The 21,811-nt window shown below is 26.8% G+C and carries 13 protein-coding genes; 2 read left to right on the forward strand and 11 right to left on the reverse strand.

Annotated elements, in window-relative coordinates:
* Positions 1 to 37: 37 nt before the first annotated feature.
* The 6 genes from R4K56_RS04345 to R4K56_RS04370 form a co-directional block, all read right to left on the reverse strand.
* Positions 38 to 2,872, reverse strand: a complete 2,835-nt coding sequence (locus tag R4K56_RS04345) for a methyl-accepting chemotaxis protein (protein ID WP_335771707.1) — start codon at positions 2,870 to 2,872, stop codon at positions 38 to 40.
* Between the two features lie 145 nt (positions 2,873 to 3,017).
* On the reverse strand, positions 3,018 to 4,616 hold the full coding sequence (locus R4K56_RS04350; RefSeq protein WP_335771708.1) for a peptide ABC transporter substrate-binding protein: 1,599 nt from the start codon (positions 4,614 to 4,616) through the stop codon (positions 3,018 to 3,020).
* Between the two features lie 111 nt (positions 4,617 to 4,727).
* A complete protein-coding gene (gene flgK / locus R4K56_RS04355) occupies positions 4,728 to 6,641 on the reverse strand; it encodes a flagellar hook-associated protein FlgK (protein WP_335768962.1) in 1,914 nt (637 codons plus the stop codon).
* Positions 6,642 to 6,785: 144 nt separating this feature from the next.
* A complete protein-coding gene (locus R4K56_RS04360; protein WP_335771709.1) occupies positions 6,786 to 7,658 on the reverse strand; it encodes an Rpn family recombination-promoting nuclease/putative transposase in 873 nt (290 codons plus the stop codon).
* A gap of 279 nt (positions 7,659 to 7,937) precedes the next feature.
* On the reverse strand, positions 7,938 to 9,764 hold the full coding sequence (locus R4K56_RS04365) for a methyl-accepting chemotaxis protein (RefSeq protein WP_335771710.1): 1,827 nt from the start codon (positions 9,762 to 9,764) through the stop codon (positions 7,938 to 7,940).
* 540 nt (positions 9,765 to 10,304) lie between these two features.
* Positions 10,305 to 12,152: a methyl-accepting chemotaxis protein gene (locus R4K56_RS04370; RefSeq protein ID WP_335772751.1), complete on the reverse strand. Its 1,848-nt coding sequence runs from the start codon at positions 12,150 to 12,152 to the stop codon at positions 10,305 to 10,307.
* Between the two features lie 308 nt (positions 12,153 to 12,460).
* Here R4K56_RS04370 and hisC point away from each other — a divergent pair, with 308 nt between their 5' ends.
* Positions 12,461 to 13,519 (forward strand): histidinol-phosphate transaminase, encoded by a 1,059-nt coding sequence (hisC, locus tag R4K56_RS04375; RefSeq protein WP_335759307.1) that lies wholly within the window; start codon positions 12,461 to 12,463, stop codon positions 13,517 to 13,519.
* A 139-nt stretch (positions 13,520 to 13,658) separates the two neighbouring features.
* On the opposite strand, the gene R4K56_RS04380 is transcribed toward hisC, so the two are convergent.
* The 5 genes from R4K56_RS04380 to R4K56_RS04400 all read right to left on the reverse strand — a co-directional run bounded on the left by R4K56_RS04380 (position 13,659) and on the right by R4K56_RS04400 (position 19,317).
* Positions 13,659 to 14,924 (reverse strand): M16 family metallopeptidase, encoded by a 1,266-nt coding sequence (locus tag R4K56_RS04380; protein ID WP_335772752.1) that lies wholly within the window; start codon positions 14,922 to 14,924, stop codon positions 13,659 to 13,661.
* A gap of 126 nt (positions 14,925 to 15,050) precedes the next feature.
* Positions 15,051 to 15,734 (reverse strand): SMC-Scp complex subunit ScpB, encoded by a 684-nt coding sequence (gene scpB / locus R4K56_RS04385; RefSeq protein ID WP_418233497.1) that lies wholly within the window; start codon positions 15,732 to 15,734, stop codon positions 15,051 to 15,053.
* Positions 15,735 to 15,989: 255 nt separating this feature from the next.
* Positions 15,990 to 18,257 (reverse strand): tetratricopeptide repeat protein, encoded by a 2,268-nt coding sequence (locus R4K56_RS04390; protein ID WP_335772753.1) that lies wholly within the window; start codon positions 18,255 to 18,257, stop codon positions 15,990 to 15,992.
* A 74-nt stretch (positions 18,258 to 18,331) separates the two neighbouring features.
* Entirely contained in the window at positions 18,332 to 18,583 is a 252-nt protein-coding gene (locus R4K56_RS04395; protein ID WP_335772754.1) for a DUF167 domain-containing protein, read from the reverse strand.
* A gap of 116 nt (positions 18,584 to 18,699) precedes the next feature.
* A complete protein-coding gene (locus R4K56_RS04400) occupies positions 18,700 to 19,317 on the reverse strand; it encodes a carboxymuconolactone decarboxylase family protein (protein WP_335759302.1) in 618 nt (205 codons plus the stop codon).
* A gap of 589 nt (positions 19,318 to 19,906) precedes the next feature.
* Between R4K56_RS04400 and R4K56_RS04405 the strand changes: the two genes are divergently transcribed.
* Positions 19,907 to 21,736: a tetratricopeptide repeat protein gene (locus R4K56_RS04405; RefSeq protein ID WP_335772755.1), complete on the forward strand. Its 1,830-nt coding sequence runs from the start codon at positions 19,907 to 19,909 to the stop codon at positions 21,734 to 21,736.
* Positions 21,737 to 21,811 lie beyond the last annotated feature (75 nt).

The raw sequence follows: 21,811 nt of genomic DNA on the forward strand, positions 1-21,811 counted from the left end.
TCCAACTCTTTATATTTCAATGAAATTTAATTATAAATTACCATTTAAGTACGAATTCAGTATAAATCTCTCCATCTTTAATAGATTTAGTTATTTCCATACTAGATCTAATATGAGTAATAGATTCAAGAAGCATACTAGACCAAGCAAGCACTGCAAGTTCTATAACTTCAGGATCTTCAGTAAAATCAGTAAGATGTACTACCAATAACTTTCTTCTAGCTCTAATAATATCTATTTTTGCCGGATCAAATAAATCAGGGAATATATGTTCAGCAGCATAAGACAAAGCAAAATGTTTAGGCACAAAGAAAAGCAATGGTCTTAAATATCTAGGTATAATTTGATTAAAGTGATACTCAGAAATATCTTTAATACCTGTGTTAGTACCGCCATAGAACAAATCACAAACAAGTTTATATGGCTTATGGAAAGAAGTCATATAAGGATACCATTCTTTACTAACTATTTCATTTTTAAATATTAAAGAAGATGAAGGCTCCATAGCAGTTACCCATTTTTGATAGCCATCTTCCCCAAATTTAGTTTTAATAAATTCTTTTAATATTAATAAAGTAATACCTCTAACTCTTTGAGTAGCAACTTCTTTTTTAGTCTTAGTATCTCTAATTTTATATTTAGATATATCTGTTTCTAATTCAGTTAATAATCTATTGTTATCAGCAGCAAATTTATTCATAGTATTTGCAGAAACAGAAAGATTGTTAGAACTTTCAGAAATACTTTCTACGCTGCTATGTATAGAATCAGATATATTTTTAAGCTTATTCATAGTTTTAGAAGTAGCTAAAGATATATTATTCAAAGCATCAAGGTTAGTTTTAATTGCTCCAAGTTTATCAGCCATATCAATATATTGAGTTTTAATATGCTCACTGGATTCAGATATTTTTGTAATGGAGTTAACTATCTCATTGATAGCCTTTAATTGTTCTACAGAAGATACATGCACTGTACCCATAATATCAGTAAGTTCTTGTACATCTCTTGTAAGTATATCGAACTGTTCTGTAGATTCAGTTAAATCATTAGTAGTAATAATAATCTTTTCTTCTATGTTTTGAAGTACTTTATTAGCATTATCTGCCTGTTCGTTTGATACTTCTGATAATTTACGTATTTCCTCAGCAACTACTGCGAAACCTGAACTGTATTTACCAGCATGAGCAGCCTCAATAGCAGCATTCATAGCTAAGAGGTTAGTTTGATGGGCTATGTTTCTAATAGAACTTACGAAATTAGAAATGAAACCTAAAGCATTTCTTAAATCTCCAGTAGCCATAGATGTAGCCTGCATCTTCTCTTTACTCTTAATAGATGCCACTGATAAGTCTTTAGCTTTATTTGTAACTTTAGAAATAATAGCATCAATACTTTCAATAGTTTTGCTCATCTGTTCAACTGCTGTAGCAATTTGCTCTATGTTTTCACCTTCTTCTATGATTTTACCTTGAAGTTCTCTTGTATCTTTTTCTATAGAATCAATACTGTTTGTATTTGTAGAGATATAGTCCTGCATATTTTTATTGCTGCTTTCTACAATTTCTACTTGACTCAACTCATCATTTACATTGTCTTTAATAGTTTCAATATTATTATTGATACCATATATTATATTCAAGTTATCACTGATTTTTTCTGTTAATGTATCACTTTGTTTTTTAGAAGTTAAAATTGTTCTTTTTACACTTGATAATACAGATTGAAGCGAGTTATTTAAAAGTACAACCCATTTTGTCATCTCCCCTATTTCATCACCGCCTGATATTTTTGGTATATCAACAGTCAAGTCTTTATTATCAACAGAATTACCTATAGCATCTGATATTTTTGTAATAGAACCGAATAAAACTCTAATAAAGAATATTATAGCAACTATTGCCATTAAGAATGCTATGATAATAGTATAGAATATAGAGTTATTCATATCTTTAATTTGCAAAGTATAATAAGAATTAGGAATAAGCATTACTATATTTAAAAGTCCTGCTATGCTTGTTACATAAGATTTATAAGACTGATTACCTAATTTTATATCATCTATTCTAATATCTCCTGAAGATAAAGTAGCATTAAATATTTCATAGTATTCAGGATATAAAACATCAACTCTAGCATTAATTAAATCAGTATTTTTGGAATTTATAATACTTGAATTTCTTTTATCAATTACAATCAAATCAGAACCTTCTATATCAAGAACATCTTTTATATTTTGAGATGCATAATTAAATAATACACCTATATTTGCCAATCCTACAACTCTGCTATTAGACATATCAGATATAGTAGAAGCCATATTTAAAGTAACACCAATATTACCGCTTTCATTAATTATATATGGTTTCAATACTTGTCTGTATAGTATATTTTTATCTACTGTACCATAATTGTTAGTAAGATTTATCCACATAGTTTCATTAGTAATATCTATCTTTGTAAATCTATTATCTATAGTAGAATATCTATAAATAGCAAAAGGCTCAGTTCCATCGCCCATAACTTGCGGATAGAATAATATACTTAAAATTCTATTAAAATATAGCTGAGATTCTCCAACAGCAGCGGATAAAAAATTCTGGAAATATGTATCTCTATCTTCAATGGTATAATTTTTTATATCATTATAACTTATAGTAAGAGTAGTAGCTATTTTAGCAGCTTCTTCTCTTGCTGACATTATATTATATTCAAATTCATTACCTATCAATTTAAATCTATTATGCAGACTTCTTTCTGTAATTTCAGAAAAAGTCTCTGTATTTAAAGTATTACTTAAAAAGTTAGTGCTGGCTGCTACAAGGGCCATAACTCCAACTATTATTAAAATTATACGAATCTTTATACCCATTGCAAAATGCTCCTGTGTAGTTAATATCGGTATTAGACCTATATTTTTTAAAGAATTAATTACTATAATATATACTTAAATATACTTAAAAGCAATAAGCATAAATATATTTAATAAAAAACTATAGCAATTTTTTATATCATAATCAATTCTCCAATCTTGCATAGAAAAACTTATGAGTTCCCATAGTATCAAATACAACATCTTTCAATTTTTTACTGATCATAATAGGATCAGAATAAAAATATATAGGTATGATAGGCATATCATTCATAAATATATCTTCTGCCTTATGCATAGCATTGATTCTATTAGTAATATTAGCAGAAGACATAGATATTTTTAACTGATTATCATAACTAGAATTTGAATAACTTATATTATTTTGAGAACTATAACTCAAAAATAGCGAAAAAGCATTCATAGGATCATTATAAGGAGTAATTAAACTTTGTCTTGCCATCATAAAATTTTTATCTCTTAATGTAGTTAAATAACTTGACCATTCTTCCTGACTTATAACAGAATCTATATTTAAATTCTCTTTCCACATCTGCTGAACAGCTTCAAATATCTGTATATGCTCACCTGAATTAGATTTAAAATCTATAACTGGGAAATTCTCTCCATTTTTGTATCTAGCTTCTTCTAATAATCTCTTAGCTTCTTCTACATTTTTAGCATAATCTTCGGGCTTTATACTATAATAATCTCCGCCAGCCCCTCTGAAATCACTTCCAGCAACATTAAATCCGAAAGGTATCCAAGCACCAGCAGGCTTATGTCCGGCTTTAGTAACAGATTCTACTATATAATTTCTATCTATAGCCAATGATAAAGCCTTTCTTACTCTAACATCTTTAAATATTTCATTAGTCATATTAAAAGAATAATAATAAGTTCCAAGCAAAGGAATAGTATAAATAAGTCCATCTTTTTTCAAACTATCTATTTCCTGTGAAGGAGGATTTTTAGCAAAATGTAAAGAACCGTCTTTTATACCAGCTATAATAGATGCCTCATTATTAATAAGAACAAATACTATCTTATTAGGAACTATATTTTCTATATTCCAATAATTAGTATTTTTTTCTACAGTAATATTTTCATCTGTTTTTCTGTCAGTCATCATAAAAGGGCCATTACATATATAAGTTTCAGGCGATAAAGTCCATTTATCTCCATTAGCCTCTATAACATCTTTTCTTAAAGGAAAATATATTGAACAGCTTACCAATTCTAAAAAATGAGGTGTAGGATATTGCAGTTTAACTTCTAAAGTATTATCATCTATAGCTCTTATTCCAAGCTCCTCTACACTTTTTTTACCTAAAGTTATATCAATAGCATTAGAAACAACTTCAAGCATATATGATTCTTCTGAAGCAGTATTAGGATCAACAACCCTTCTCCAAGCATAAACAAAGTCATCAGCAACTACATTTTTACCGTCACTCCATTTAGCATTTGATCTTATATGAAATGTATATGTTAAAGCATCTTCGCTCATTTCCCAATAATCAGCTGTACCATAAGTTATTTGATTATTCTTATCTCTTGAAGCTAAACCTTCAAAAATATGCTGTATATAAAGATTTCCATCTAATGATGAATTAAGAGATGGGTCTATTGTTTTAGGTTCCGGCCCTACATTTACATATATAGCATTATCATTAGATGATTTATTTGAAGAACATGAAAAGATAAAAAATGATATAATTAAAATAATATTAAAAACTTTCATAATAAATTCCTAAGAATTAAATTAGATATATTATATACTTATAAATTAATAATAACAATAAAAAAGGCGGTATTATTTTCTAATACCGCCTTAAAAAGTTCTATATATTACTTACACACCCATTCTATTTATAACCACATCAAGAAGCTGATCCATTACACTGACAACCCTTGCTGAAGCATTATAACCATGCTGATACATAGCCATTTGTGCTACTTCTTCATCTAAGTTAACACCTGATACAGACTGTCTTAATCTTTCAAGATATTCCATAACAACTGTTTGCTTTTCAGTTTCAGCATTAGCACTTTCTGTTCTTGAAGCTATTCTTGCAAGGCTTCCAGTATAAAAATCATTGAATGTAGATTTGCTGTCAACCATTATTTCTTTAGTTTTCAAATTAGCAATAGCCAAAGCATTAGATCCGTCACCTACGCCATTCCATTTATCATTAAAGCCGTTACCTGTAGTATCTATACCTTTAGAAGCAGCTATGTAATTTACATCATTTCTGATAATATCATTTACTTGTATAGCACCTGCAGGGTGTCTTTCTGGAGTTGTAGTGAAGTTTCTAAAATCACCGGCAAGTCTATTAACCTGATCTGTATTCTGCCAATTATAAGCACCAGCAGCTCCAGATTGATTCAATACGCCAGTAATACCTACTAAGAAATCTCCTGAATCTTCTATATGTTTAATGAAATATGAAGGCTTCATATAATCATCAAAACCTTTAGCTTTTAATACTAATCTATTATTATCATCTAAATAAGCAGAAACATTTGCTTCACTTGAATTGATTTTATCTATTAAATCACCTACTTTCATTTGTGCAGTATAATCTATAGCTACATCAGCACCTTCTCTTGATTTATTTCCGAAAACTAATGTACCGCTGCTTCCTATGCTATCTGAAGCATCTACTGAATTGATACCGCTCACTTTGAACATTATAGTAGAATCTTCCTGTCCGTCATTATTAGTATCAAAATTACCTATAACAGAAGGAGTAGCTTTTGTCATAGTAAAGAAATCAACACCAGTTTCCTGATTCAAACCAAAACCGCTTCTATGTATTTCGTTTACACTGTCAGCTAAATTCATAGCAAAAGTATCTAAATCATTAATAGCATCAACTGTATCAACATCTCTAAGTTCTAATAAAGCCTTTAATTCTCCGCCTTCAAATTGAACTTGAACATGGTCTTTTTTCCAATAGATATCGTACATACCTTCATTGTTGATATTTCTTTCAGCACTTAATTCGCTTACTACATTACCTTGAATTAATGCTCTGCCGCCTATGTAAATCATAGTTTCATCAGGATCCATAGATTTAATGTCAACATTAGCAATAGAAGAAAGTTCATCTACAAGTAAATCACGTCTGTCTAATAAATCATTAGGACTTTGACCTAAAGCCTGCTGTTTCACTATTTCAGTATTTAAATCTTTGATAGAATTAGCTATATCATTAATTCTATTAACCTTGCTTTCAACAAGATTATTCAAATTATTACGCATTCCATTCATTTGATTAAACATTTGATTGAGTGAATTATTAACTCTGTCAGCTCTCTCAACCAATACCATTCTAGTTCCTCTTTCTGAAGGATTAGCAGCCATTTCCTGCCAAGAATCCCAGAAAGCATCTAAATCGCTTCTTAAATTTGAATTACCTGGCTCATTATATATAGCCTCTAATTGTTTTAAATAATCTGATTTAGTTTTCCAATAACCGTCAGTTCCAAGTTCTGCCATTATTTTAGAATCTATAAATTGATCTCTAATTCTTTCAACAGTAGTTATTTCAGCACCCTGACCTATTTGACCAGCACGCTCTGCTCTGTTCAAACTAGGTGCCTCTAATGGTTTATCAAAAGTACGCATTACTACTCTTTGTCTGCTGTATCCTTTAGTAGCAACGTTATTTATATTATGACCTGTAACTTCTAAAGCTGTTTTGAAGTTTTGAAGTGATCTCTTACCTAATTCTATACCAAAAAATGAGCTTGTTGACATTATTATGCTCCTTAATAATAAATAATTTACTTCAAATTAATTACTATACTTATCGTATAAAATAAAAATTTGATTAGATTTTTTTTATTATTATTGTAACAAACAGGTAACATAATAAAAAATAGTATAGATGTTTTTAATTTATTATAACTTATTTATTTCTTCTATGCTAAGACCAGTATTTTCACTGATAATATTTATATCTATACCCGAATTTTTAAATTTTTTAGCTATAGCAATCTGTTCGGATTTTTTACCTTTCTCCATACCTTCTTTTATACCTTCTTCCCGCTCTCTCTTGAGCATAACAGTTTGACCATATAAAAAAGCATCTCTTGCATTATAAACTTCCATTTCATCTTCGCTTGATATAAAACGTTCATATTTATTAATTACTTTATCCATTATGTAGTTTGCCTCCTTTAATTCTTCTTTTACTTTATCTAAATCTTTTGCTGTAAAAAACTCTATCCAAGATAATATCCCTTTTCTCTTCATATCTTCTATATTGGAATTAGATAAAATATTTTTAAATCTTGGAACTTCCAATATATGCATTTGCACCATATCTAAAACAACATTAGGATTTTCTATATCTATTAATTTAAAACATCTATGAGGTTTGCCTTCGTCATTAAAATCCATATTAAAATTAACGAAATTAATACTTATAACCTCACTAATTATATCATAAGGTTCTTTTTCATCTACTTCACTTACTATATTCCTAGATATATAATAATATATTCTCTTTAAAAAATCTATATTACCTGATAATTGTATTTCTATAATTATTTTTTTATTGCTTTTTGTAATAGCTTTAACATCAAGCACAGATTCTTTTAAATTAATATTTTCAGGAAGATTATGAGGATTAATTATATGCAGATTATGAACTTCTTCAAATCCTAAATCTTCAAGTACAGAGTTTACTATATTCTCAAGTATATCCTCATTTCCTTCCGATGCCAACAAATATCTAACAAAATAATCATTCATTCTGTTTATGTTTCTCATTTATTATTCCCCAAAATTATAATATAGCTATAGAATAGATAAGATTAACTTTTAATATTAGTTAAACAAATTCTTTTTATAAAATAAGCCTATAAACAGATATTTTTTTAATAAAGCAAGTTATATGTATAATATAATTTTTATAAGTTTGATAAATATAACATTTTAGAAAAAATATATAATTTATATCAGTTTAAAAAAATAATAAGCTGCCTTTTATTAAATATTTAAAAAGACAGCTTATTAATGTATAAATAAACAATTGACAAAAGTTTATTATTAATTTCCAATCTTAAAGAAACTCATAGCATTAACCAGTTCTTCAGCCTGATTGAGTAAAGAAGCAGATGATGCCGAAGTATGTTCTACTAAAGCAGCATTCTGCTGAGTTACCGCATCCATATCTGTAATTGCTTTATTAACCTGCTGAACTCCTGATTGCTGTTCCAATGCTGTTGTACTTATATCGTCCATAAGTTTTGAGGTTACATCTATTTTATCTTGAATATCTTTAAATATCTCTTGGGATTCTCTTGCTGATTCTGTAGCCTTAATAATCTTATCATAAGCATTGTCTACTAAATCGGTGATATCTTTTACTGATGATTGAGTAGTCTGTGCTAAATTTCTAACCTCACTCGCTACTACTGCAAATCCTTTTCCTTGATCTCCAGCTCTTGCAGCTTCTACTGCCGCATTTAAAGCAAGTATATTAGTTTGGAAAGCAATATCTTCTATTATTTTTGTGATATTTTTTATTTTTGTACTTGCTTCGTTAACTTCTTCTATATTTTGAACTGTATCCAAAATTATACTTCCTGCATGCTCAATAGATGCTTTTGAATTTATCATCATTTTATTTCCGTCTACTGACTTATTTGCAGATGATATAATAGTTGAAGACATTTCTTCCATTGATGAAGCTGTTTCCTGTAAACTAGATGCTTGCGAATCTGTTCTTCTTGATAAATCTTCACTATCTTTTGAAAGCTCTCTTGCACTGCTAGTTATTTCATCAGCAGAAACTCTAACTTTCATTATGATATCAAGAAGCACATCACGCATATTAAAGAAAGAATTGGCAAGTATACCTAATTCATCATCTCTATTGATATTTTTATGTTCATAAATCAAATTACCTTGAGATATCTCTTTAGCAAATAATACTAGAGAAATTAATGGTTTTGTTATAGTTTTTATATAAAGAGCAACTACAAAGCAAGCTAATATTATAAAAAACGGCACTATTGTAGATGTTCTAAAAATTATGCCTCTTATATCTTTATAAATTTGGCTATTATAATTTGCAAATATAACAGACCAAGGCATTATACTAATATTTTTATAAGCAGCTGATCTTTTATTTTTATTATTTCCAAAGACATAAGATTCTATAACACCTTCTGATGTAGTTTTTGTTATATCATAAACATAAGGTAATGAAGTGCCTATTCTATCTTTATTAGATGAAAGCATAATAATACCTTTATCATTAGCTATTGTTATATCTCCATCAAAATTTATATTAGAAATAAAATCGCTATTAACTTTTCCTAAATCTATATTTATATAAATAATACCCATCAAATTTCCTTCTGAATTAAATAAGCCTTTACAAAGAAGTATATCTAGAGTATCCTTTGTAGTAGTATCTGCATAAGTAGCATTATAATTATTTGCTTTTAATCTTGTAAATAATTCAGTATCAGCTATAGATATACCTTCAAGAGACGGATTATCACTATCAAGTATTATTTTTCCATTAATATCTGTAAGTCCCATATTAAGTGCATATCTATTTACAGCAGAAAAATCTTTTAATCTATTTATACTCTGCTGTTTTGCATTTGCATCATTAGTATAAAGAACATTAAATACTGTTGATGATTTAGCGTATGTATCAATGGCTAATAATTGTTCATGCAGTACCATATCAATCATAGAAGCATATCCGGAAACTGTGGATTTAAAACCATTCAATGTTGCCCTTTTTACTGCTCTTGTAGATGATAACACAGAAAGCGTACCCAATATAAAAATTGTAATGAAAATTATAATGCTTATAATGAAAGGAACTTTAAAAGATAAACTACTCACTTTTTTCATACATAAAACCTTAATAAAAATTTTTTAATCATTGTCTTAATATATACCTAAACAACTATACTTTGTCAAAAGTAAAGTTATATTTTTGTTTTTATATCTGGGGCTTTGCCCCATACCCCACTTCTTTTGTTGCCACAAAGAAGCAAAAAGGCTACATTTGGGCTTTAATTTAATAAATTATCTTACATGTAAGACAATTTTAGTATGATTTAGTACTAATTCTATCCTTGCACTTTTTGCAACTTTTTGCGGCGGGAAAAAGTTGACTAAAAAAATGACAAAGTTAAAAATTTTTGGTATATATTTAATTCGAATAATTTAAATATAAAAAAATATAAAAATAAAGAAAAATTACATTTTTTTATTAAAAATTACAATTTAATTACTTTTATTAGATTTATTTACTATAAAATAAATAAAAAGGGCTATTCCCATACAGAAATAACCCTTAAAAAATTCATAGAAAAAATATTAATAGACCGCTAAAAAGCAGCCTACTAATATATATAAAATTAAACAATTGAAAAAAGTTTATATTAATTAATTTTTAACCTTAAAGAAACTCATAGCATCAACAAGTTCTACTGCTTGATTAAGCAATGAAGTTGATGAAGCTGATGCCTGCTCTACTAAAGCTGCATTCTGCTGAGTTACTGTATCCATATCTGTAACAGCTCTATTAACTTGTTCTACACCTTCATGCTGTTCTACTGCTGTAGAGCTAATGTCTTGCATTATCTTAGCTGTATTTTCTATCTTATCCTGAAGTGTATTAAATATCTCCTGAGATTCTCTAGCTGATTCAGTTGCTTTATTTATCTTTTCATAAGCATTATCTACTAAATCAGTAATGTCTTTTACTGATGATTGAGTAGTTTGAGCCAAATTTCTAACTTCAGAAGCTACAACCGCAAAACCTTTACCCATATCGCCTGCTCTTGCTGCCTCTACTGCCGCATTCAAAGCTAATATATTAGTTTGGAAAGCAATATCTTCTATTATCTTAGTAATATCTTTAATCTTAGTACTAGCGTCATAAACTTCTTCTATATTTTTAGTTGTATCCAATATTATATCGCCGGCACTTTGAATAGCATCTCTTGAATCTATCATCATTTTATTACCTTGTATAGATTGATCTGCTGATGATTTAATTGTAGAAGCCATTTGTTCCATAGAAGAAGCTGTTTCTTCCAAGCTTGCTGCCTGAGCTTCCGTACGTCTTGATAAATCTACACTTCCTTGAGAAAGCTCTTTAGCATTCATTCTTATTTCATCTGCTGAAGTTCTAACCTTGATTATAATATCTGCAAGTCTGTCTCTCATATCAAAGAAAGAGTTAGCTAAAACACCTAATTCATCTTTACGCTGTACATTTCTATGAGTAGATGTTAAATCTCCATTAGAAATCTCTCTTGATATATCAACCAATTCATTTAATGGTCTTGTTATACTCTTAATATACATAAATACTAATAAAGTACATAATATTATAAAAATAGGTCCAATTATTACAGTACGAAGAATAGTGTACTTAATTTCTTTGTATATCTCACTATCTGATTTAGCAAATACAACAGTCCAAGGCATTAAATCAACATTTTCATAAGCTGCAGAACGTTTGCCTTCATAACCTTCATAAGTATATGATTCTATTATTCCTTTATCTGTTGTTTTTATTATGCTGTAAACATCAGGTAAATGTCCTCCTATACGTTCAGCATCTGATGATAATATAATATTTCCATCTCTGTTAGCAACTGTTATACGTCCGTTAATATTCAAATTTCCTATAAAATCTTTATTTACTTTTTCTAAATCCAAATTTATATAAATTAAACCTACAAAATTACCACTAGAATCTTTTATTCCTCCGCAAAGAAGTAAAGCCTGTCCTCCTGTAGTAGATGATATGCTTGTGTAATTATCAAAAGAAAATTTGTAATTATTAGCCTTCATAAATGAAAATAAATGTTTATGAATTTCTGCTATAGAAGCTCCTACAAGCTTAGGATTGGAGCTGTCAAGCAAAACTTTTCCATTCATATCTGCTAACCCTACATTTATAGCATAAGTATTTACTGAAGCGAAAGCTTTTAATCTATTTAAAACTTGATTTTGTACTTCAGGATCGTCCATTCTCAATATGCCATTAGCTAATGTACCTGATTGTGCATAAGTTGCTATTGCCAATTTCTGCTCATGAAGCACCATATCTATCATATGTGAATAACCTGAAACTATAGCATCAAAACCTTCTAATGCCGTTTTTCTTATGGCTCTTGATGAAGACCATATAGAAATTGAAGCCAATGTAACTATTGTAATTAAAATAATAGAACTAATTATAAATGGGACTTTGAATGATAAACTGTGTATTTTCTTCATAGATGAAAACCTCTTTTTGTTTTTTATTATTGTTTATTTTTATTTATTTTTTATTCGTTTTTATTGCTTATTTGAAATCGATAACACTATTATTAACTACCACTAATTTAACAATTAACCCCTCAAAGTCAATTTATTTTTCAAAATTTTTTTTGATTTTTTTTAAAATAAATCAAAAATTTTCCAGTTAATATTGATAATTTCATACTAATTTCAATTTAATACAAAAATATCGATAATTAATTATTGTTATAAAACAAAATATCTTATATAATAATACTTTCATTAGTATGATAAAGGATTTTTTTATGAGTGATTTTTTAAGCAATAAAGCAAAATCTATAGAACCATATACACCCGGAGAACAGCCTAAAGATAAAAAATATATAAAACTAAATACAAATGAATCTCCATATCCTCCATCTAATGCAGTAAAAAAAATTATAACAGAATCAAACTTCGATGATTTAAGACTTTATCCTGATCCTAATGTTTCAGATCTGAAAAAAGAAATATCAAAATTTTACAATATAAATGAAAAAAATATTTTTATAGGAAATGGTTCTGATGAAATATTAGCATTCTCTTTTATGGCTTTTTTCAATAAAGGAGATAAAATTTATTATCCTAATATTACATACAGTTTCTATTCTGTTTATTCTAAACTTTTTGATTTAAAAGAAGTACAAATACCTTTAAAAGATGATTTTACTATAGATATAAATGATTATAAGAATTTGAATTCCGGAATATTTATAGCTAATCCTAATGCACCTACTGGTTTATTATTAAGCCTTTCTCAAATAGAAGAAATTGCATCTACTAATAAAAACCATATAATTGTAATAGATGAAGCATATATAGATTTTGGAGGAGAAAGTGCATACAAACTCACAGAAAAATATAATAATCTTCTTGTAATACAAACTTTTTCAAAATCAAGAGCATTGGCGGGTATGCGTTTAGGTTTTGCTATTGGAAATGAGTATCTAATTCAAGGGCTTAAAAATATTAAATACTCTTTCAATTCATATACTATAAACAGACTTTCAATACTTGCCGGAATAGAGGCTATGAAAGATAAAGCCTATTTTGAAGAAAGCGTAAATAAAGTTATAAATACTAGAGAAAAAACAAAAGTTATATTAAAAGAATTAGGATTTATAGTACCTGATTCTAAATCAAATTTCTTGTTCATATCTCATAAAAATAAATTTGCTGAAGATATTTATATAAAATTAAGAGAAGAAGGAATATTAGTAAGATATTTCAAAACTAGATTAATAGATAATTATATAAGAGTAACAATAGGTACCGATGAAGAAATGAGTATATTTATAGAAAAGATAAAAGATATAATTAAATAAAATTATTTTGCTATATAGTTATAAAAAATATCTTTACAGATTTTTGTCCCTCGCTATAGTTTTAATACTATAATGAGGGATAAAAAATCAAAATACCCAAAATCTAATAATAAAAACTGCTTTAATAAATATAAATGAATTAATTGAGTTTCAATTTCTTACTCAAAGCATTACTTATATCTTTTGTGCCTTCAGAACCTACTGATGTTAAAAAGAATTTTTTATTTATTAATTTTTCATCAATAACCTGATTAACTAATTTCAAATCCACTCTATCTATTGAATTATAAATTTCTTTGAATGAAACATACTTTGATAAATATAATTCGCTTCTGGCATTCTTATTCATTATAAACTCTGCATTAAGCTTACTAAATGCCATAGAACTTTTATAACTTTCTTTTGCTTCTTCAAGTTCTTCTTCTGATACTCTTTCATTTATGAGTTTTTCTATTTCAGCATATATGCTTTCTATAGTTTCTTCATATCTATCCAAACTTGTAGAACCATGTATTTCAAAACTACCGCCATTGATGAAACTTGAATTATAACTGTATATATTATAACAAAGTCCTTTATTTTCTCTAATAGCCTGAAATAATCTTGAATAAGAACTTCCGCCGAATATATCATTAACTATATTCATAGCATATCTTTCTTTACTATTTGCTGCACTGTATGAAGGAGTAATAAGAGAAAAATATACTTGATGAAGTTCCTGTTTTTCTTTAGTAACTGTTTTATAGTAAAATGGCAAATCCCCATTAACTGTTGGGCTTTTTTTAGGCAATTTGATTTTTTCTAGTCTGTCAACTATTGTTTCTATATCAAAGTTGCCCGCTATAGAAATAATCAAATTATTAGAATTAAAATGCTCTTTAAAATATGAATATAATTTATCTCTATTAATACTTTTTATATTATTAATAGTTCCTCCTATTGGGAAGCTCATAGATGTGCCCTTATAGGCAGCAGCAAAGAATTGATTGGCTGATATTTCCTCCGGAGTATCATTTGACATTTTTAATTCTTCTATGATAACTTTTTTCTCTCTGTTTATATCATCTTCTTTAAAAGCAGAATGAAGCATAACATTTTCTAAAGTATCTATAGCTCTGTCAAAATATTTAGATATTATATTTATATAAAAAGAAGTTAAATGTCTTGAAGTAAAAGCATTAAATATACCGCCTACACCTTCTATTTTTCTGATAATATCCTTAGAAGTCATAGTATCAGTGCCTTTAAAAAGCATATGCTCTATAAAATGAGTGTATCCGTTTTCCTCTTTACTCTCATTAGCACTGCCTGTCAAAAAAGTAAAGCCTATAGAAACTGTATCTAATATAGGCATATTCTCTAAGACAACTCTAATTCCATTTTCAAGCGTTAATCTTTTTACCATGTTTTTTCCATAAAATTTTTATATTGTTTATTAATTGTATAATTTTCGACAGTATAATTATAAAAATGATATAAGCATAGATATAAGGACTTCACTATTTTTTAGCAAAGTCCTTAACAAAATATATTAGTCGTTTTTATTAAATTCTAAATCTTTTAATTCTCTTAATTTTGGAAGATCATCTAAGCTATTGATGCCGAAATGAATCAAGAATTTATCTGTAGTTCCGTAAGTTTGTCTCTTATCCAAATAATCCTTTCTTCCTTTCCAAGTAATGAAACCATCTTCCATCAATGCTCTTAAATGATATCCGCTATCGCTTTGTCTTATATCATCAATTTCTGCTTTAGTTAAAGGCTGTTTATATGCTATGATAGATAAAGTTTGAAGCATTGCTTTTGAAATTTTTTTCTTACGCTTCTTGTCATATATTGCCGATAATGTACCAAACGTAGAAGGTATGATAGTCATGATAATAGAATCGCCTACTTCAAGTATTTCTATAGCACTATTAGCACTTCTATATTTAGCATTGATGCTTTCTATATAGTTTCTTATATCAGAGTTCTCACATTTAAAAAGAGTTCTGAGTCTGCTTATGGGAACGCTGCCTTCAACATAGATGATAGCTTCCATAACTTTTTCTAATTCTTCTCTGTTAGAAAGTATAGAATCGTCTAATTCAAAAGCATTTTTTTCTGATGCTTTGTTTTCAGCCTGAGCCTCCATGCTTACAGCTTCATTGTTTTCTTTTGATTCCGTACTTTCTTCCACTGCAGTAATTTCTTTTGTTTCTTTAATTTCGTCCATAATATTTATATCCTATAAAATGAAAATCCTTTTTTATTTTATATATCGAAATTATAACATAGTTGAAACTTTTTTCAAGAATATGCATATTTATTTAATATGAGTTATGTAAATCTAATTATATTTGGAATTTTTTTATACATTTATTAAATTTATATGCATTATTATATACTAATCTTATATGCTGAAATGTTATTTTACAATTATGATTTATGTATATATAACTTTATTATACCAAAATAATATAATATTTCTTTAAATGTCTGATTTATAGAGTTTTATATCTTCATCATTTATTATACGTCTGATTATCTCTATATCCGCATCATCAAAGTCATTAGAGAAATATATCGCTTTTATTTTTATATCTCCGTCTAATAAAGCTACGCTGCTTTCTGAATTGAATATTGAAATCAAAGACTCATAATGAATTTCATCTATATCATTTATAAACTTAGCACTTTTACCATAAATATTATTTTGATTATAATTGTTAATATTTATTACTGTGGCATTTTCTGGAGAATATTCTACACATATAGTATGATTATCTAAATCAGTTATAGAGTTATCGAATAAAGATAATTTTAACTTTTCTATTACTGGCTTTACAGCTTTTAATTTATTATCATCTATTGATCCGAATAGAAAATCACAAGAATTAATTGATTGAATTTTATGCTCTAATAATATTTTTAGCGAATCTGTATTATAAACTATACTTTTATATAATTTTGAATTCGCATTTGAATTATGAATCTTATAATGCTCTATACTTTTATTTAAAGATTTTTCAAATAAAGATAAGAAGTCGCTGTACTTTATTATATTGTTTCTTAATAAAGTATATGATAATAAAGATATATTATAGCTTGCAAACTGTACATTACTTAATTCAAAGTTATCTATATAGCTATTATATGTATTTAAAAGTGATTCATAATCTTTTTTCAAATAATAAATAATAGCCAAATTATTATACAATTTGAAAGATGATTTTTCTCTTTCTATTAATTTATTATAATATATACAAGCATTATCATAATCTTTTAAATGATAGTAGGATAAAGCAAGTATATTATAATCAATTTCTTTATCAGTTTTTTTAGAATACTCAATAACTTTATCATACTGTTTATTAATAAAGCATATATCAATTAACTTGTCATAATATTTAAATGATACATCAGGCTTTAACTCCATAACCTTATCGGCAAAATATAAAGCACTGTCATATTCTTCAAAATCGAAATATATATTAAATAAAGCCTCATAAGCATTTGTATATGAAGGATTAATACTTACTGCCTTATTCAAATAAATTAAAGCCTTTTCTTTTTCTCCCAAATAATAATAAGCTAAACCTATACCGTTATAGGAATCAGGATTATTTATATTAATATCCAAAGACTTATTGAAATTTTCTACTGCCTTATCATAATAACCCAAATTATAATAAGCCAATGCCAAATTATTATAAGCCTTGTAGTATCTGTCATTAGTTTCTATAGATTTATTGAAATATTCTATAGCCTTGTCATATTCTTCATTAGATGAATAGCATATACCTATAAAGTTATAGGCCTTATAAGCATTAGGATTTTTTTCTATAACTTTTTGGAAACATTCTATAGCTTCATAATAATATTTTTTAGAATAGTAGCTTATTCCAAGTTTATTATAATCAGTAAATGCATTCAAATCTAATCTTTTAGCCTTATCAAAATATAAAGCTGATTTATCAAACATCTTTCTATTGAAATAAACTAAAGCTAAATTATTATAGGCATTTGCATATTTAGGATTTATCTCTATAGCCTTATTAAAATATTTTATAGCATTATCATAATCTTTTAAGAAAGAATAAACCGCTCCTAATGTATTAGCCACTTTATATGATTTTGTATTGTACTGTAAAAATCTAGCTAAACATTCTATGGCCTTATCATAATTGCCTATTTTATAATAGCTCATTCCAAGCATATCATAAGCTTTGAAAACCATTTCATCTAAAGATTTTGAATGCTCAAAGAACTCTATTGCCTCATTAAATTTTTTATGCTTATAATAAAATAAAGCCAAATTATTATAAGCCTTATCATATTTAGGATTTATCTCTATAGCCTTATTAAAATATTCTATAGCCTTGGTATAATCCTTTTTTTCAAAATAGCTTATTCCAAGTAAATTATAAGCCTTATAAGAATTCGGAGTAATTTTTAGAGTTTCATTAAAACATTCTATAGCTTTATCATACTGTTTTATAGCATGATAACTTATACCCAATAAGTTATATGATTTGAAAGTTTTTATGTCTACTTTTCTAGCTTCTTCAAAATATCTTATAGCGTCTTCATATTCTTTAAGCTCTACGCATAATTGTCCTCTATATAAATTCGCTCTGTAATTTTTAGGGACTTTTTTTAATATTACATCAAGAATTTCTAATGTCTGATCATAATCTTCATTGTTCATACGGATAGAAGCTTCATTTAAAAGATAATCCATTTTTGTATTATACATAAAAACCTCATATACAAATATATAGATATTTTACAATGAATATGTATATTATGTCAACATTAAAATGCAATTTTTTATTTATTAAAATACTCTTTAAGTGACTTATCATCAATATTAATAGCAATAATTTTCTTGCTGCTTTTCTCACCCTTTAATATTTCAACATCTCTTTTTTTAATATTAAGCTCATCAGCCAAGAAATCAATTATAGCCTTATTAGCTTTGCCGTCTATAGCCTTAGCCATAATACGAATGTAATAGGCCCCATTCTCGAATTTAAAACTGTTGGACTTAGCTCCCGCTGTTACTTTAACTTCTAGGTTCATAATTATAGCTGTATGTTTTATTTATTATATTTTTATTAAAACTTATAATATTTCTTTTGTCAATATAACTTATATAAATCCAATAGAAGTAAAATTATTAATATCATTTAACTTGATTATTTATTAATCTTACATATATTAGTAAACCCAGCAGTAGGAACTCCTAAACCTCTTATAAGCCTAGCCCAATAATTAACCTGTGCCGCAGTGGAAGCTAATATTAATATGGCACGCTCCGAATACTCTTTTTTTACTTCTGTGATTAATTCTTCAGATATTATTACTGGTGTTTTCGTTATAGCTGAAATATATTTTAAAGCAATCTTTTCCTTATTTGACATAGTCGGGCAGGAATCTATATCTTTATTTTGTAAATATTTTATTTCTTCTTCTGTTACATTTTCTTTATCATATTCAAAACTATTCATATCTATACAAAACGGACATGCCGCATCTATTGAAATCTGTATCCTTATGAGTTTTAAAAGCCTTTTAGGTACTTCTTTATCATCATGAGTTATGAGTGCCTCCATTACACCCGAACTTATTGCAGTTTTAGGATTCCAAGCCAAAATCTTTGGAAGAAGTAAGTCTTTTTTCACTTTCTTTTTCGCTATCCACATAGGCAGTTTCAAAAAGAATGGTATTTTTTTAGGCGGATTGATGTACGCTTCTTCTGAACTTTTAAAGTAATTATCTTTAGTGCTTTGTATATCGAAATTTATATTGTCCATTATTAAATTATCCTTTTTTGAATTATTATATTATTATTTAATAATTATTATTAATTTTTTTATTTTTATTAATAGAATTTATATATACTGAAAATTTTTAAGTTTGTCAACTGATGGACTTTATATAAAATTATCTACTTTTTTTTCTGCACAAAAAAGCAGCTATATCCTCGACAAGCTCGGATACGCTTTGCGAAAACGTAATTGCTAGAACTTTATATTTTAAGAATATGTATTAAATATGTGGTATAAAACCCTAGTTTTAGGTAAAAAATGAAGTTGTTTTGGTTCTTTTATACCAATACCGAAAGGTACCTACTCGGTAAAAGAACTGGAGTGCGGGGCAAAGCCCTGCAGATATCTAAAATTAAAAAAAATTATTTTTAACAAAATATAGTTATTTAGGTATATATTATTAATCATAAAATTATTATTAATAGAATTTATGTAAAAAAAATTTAAAATATTGTCTTTTATAGAAAGAATTAATGATTATTTTTTCATAGTTATTGTTATAATTATACATGAGTAGTTTAAATTTATCAAATTATATCTTATAATACTACCCTAATTATTTTAAAGTGGGATTATGAATAATATAAGTAAATACTTACAAGAAATTGATGAATATATACAAAATCAAAACTATGATGATGCTTTTAATTTATGCAGCAATATTTTAAATAATATTGACCCTAATAATATAGAAGCTATATTTAAAGCCGGATACTGCTCTTATAAATTAGACCGCTACGATATAGCAATGATGTATTTTTTAAAAGCCATTTCATTAGAAAAATCTAGTGTTAATAAGGCTATGTACAAATATTATATGGGAAGATGTTATGACATATTCGATTCATTAGAAGAATCATTGGAATGTTTTGAAAGCGCATATAAATTAGACAGCACAAATAAATACTATTCTCTATGGTTAGGCATTACCTATGCTAAAATAGGAACTAATGAAAAATATTACAGTATAGCATTAAGATATTTATCAAAAGCAGTAGGCATAGAAGATCATTTAGTATACAGATATGTAGGATATTGCTATATTCAATTGAAAAATTACAATGATGCCGTTGAATATTTAAAAAAATCTGTACAATTCAAAGATGATGATTATTTAAGCCGTTATTATTTGGGAAATACATATTTTCTTCTTCAAATATATGATAAGGCATTGGAACATTTAAGCGAATCTGTAAAATTAAAAGATAATGAATTTGATACTTGGTTTACTTTAGGTCTGCTATATAAAGTTATAGATGAAGAAAGTTTATCCGAAGAATGTTTTGAAAAGGCAAGAGAAATTGCTATAAGATATGATAATGATATAGATTATGAATTAGAATGTTTTATAAAATTATCAGAAGCTCAGGAACATGAATATCTAAACTATTTATATCTTGGAATATGCTATGCTAAAACTGAAAGCTACAAGAATGCTATACATTATCTATTATCATCTATTGAAATAAATGAAAAAAACAATAATGAAAATAATTATTTAGCATATTATTGGATAGGATATATCAATTATATAGACAGCGAATATGAAGAAGCTATAAAATATTTAGAAAAATCAATAAAACTAAATAATGATGAAGATAATTATTTAATATCATTATGGCTTGGAGATTCTTATTTAAAAATAGGCAATCATAAAAAAGCATTATTTTATTTAAAAAACTCTATGGATCTTAAAGACAATGAATCTGAAACATATAAATTGATGGCTAAACTCTATTTGGAAATGGGTCAAAAAGATAAACATCATGAATATATGAATCAGTATAAAATATTATTAAAACAGGAAAAACAAAAAGAGAAAAATCATAATTTACATCTGAAGAAGATGAAAGAAGATTATAATAACTATTTCAAAACATTCTCCTACAAAAATACAGCCTCAACATCTACTGAAGTTATAAAACCACAAAAAGTAGAAAATAAACAGCATATAAAAATTATATATAATACTATGTTAGGCTTTTGTGATAATAATACTAAAACCAATAGAAATGATTGTGATTCAAAAAAGAAAGATATTAATAACTTTTTTAATATATTATTTCAAGATATAGAAAATTCAGACTTATATCATTTATATTCTTCCAATACAGAAAAAAAGCCTTATTTATATTTTGATTCTTTTAATATAGATAATTTCCTATACTATAAAGAGATAGTAAAAAAAGCTATAGAAAAGAATTTGGAAAATAGTAAAGAAATATATTATTGCGATGTTATAGATAATAATGATAAAGAAAATATAAAAAGAATAGTTGATAATATAGAAAATGCTTTTAAATACACTTCTGTTTGTATATTAAATTTAATGAAATCTTATTATAAAAATTATGATATAGAGCTTTATTTTATATTGATGAAATTAATGGAAAATTATTTATAAAAAAGATATTTATAAGAAATACATTTAAATACCTTTCTTATAAATATCTTAATTCAATTATTTTTTACTGTTATA

The organism is Brachyspira pulli (assembly GCF_036997785.1).
In the GTDB taxonomy this organism is placed as follows: Bacteria; Spirochaetota; Brachyspiria; order Brachyspirales; family Brachyspiraceae; genus Brachyspira; species Brachyspira pulli.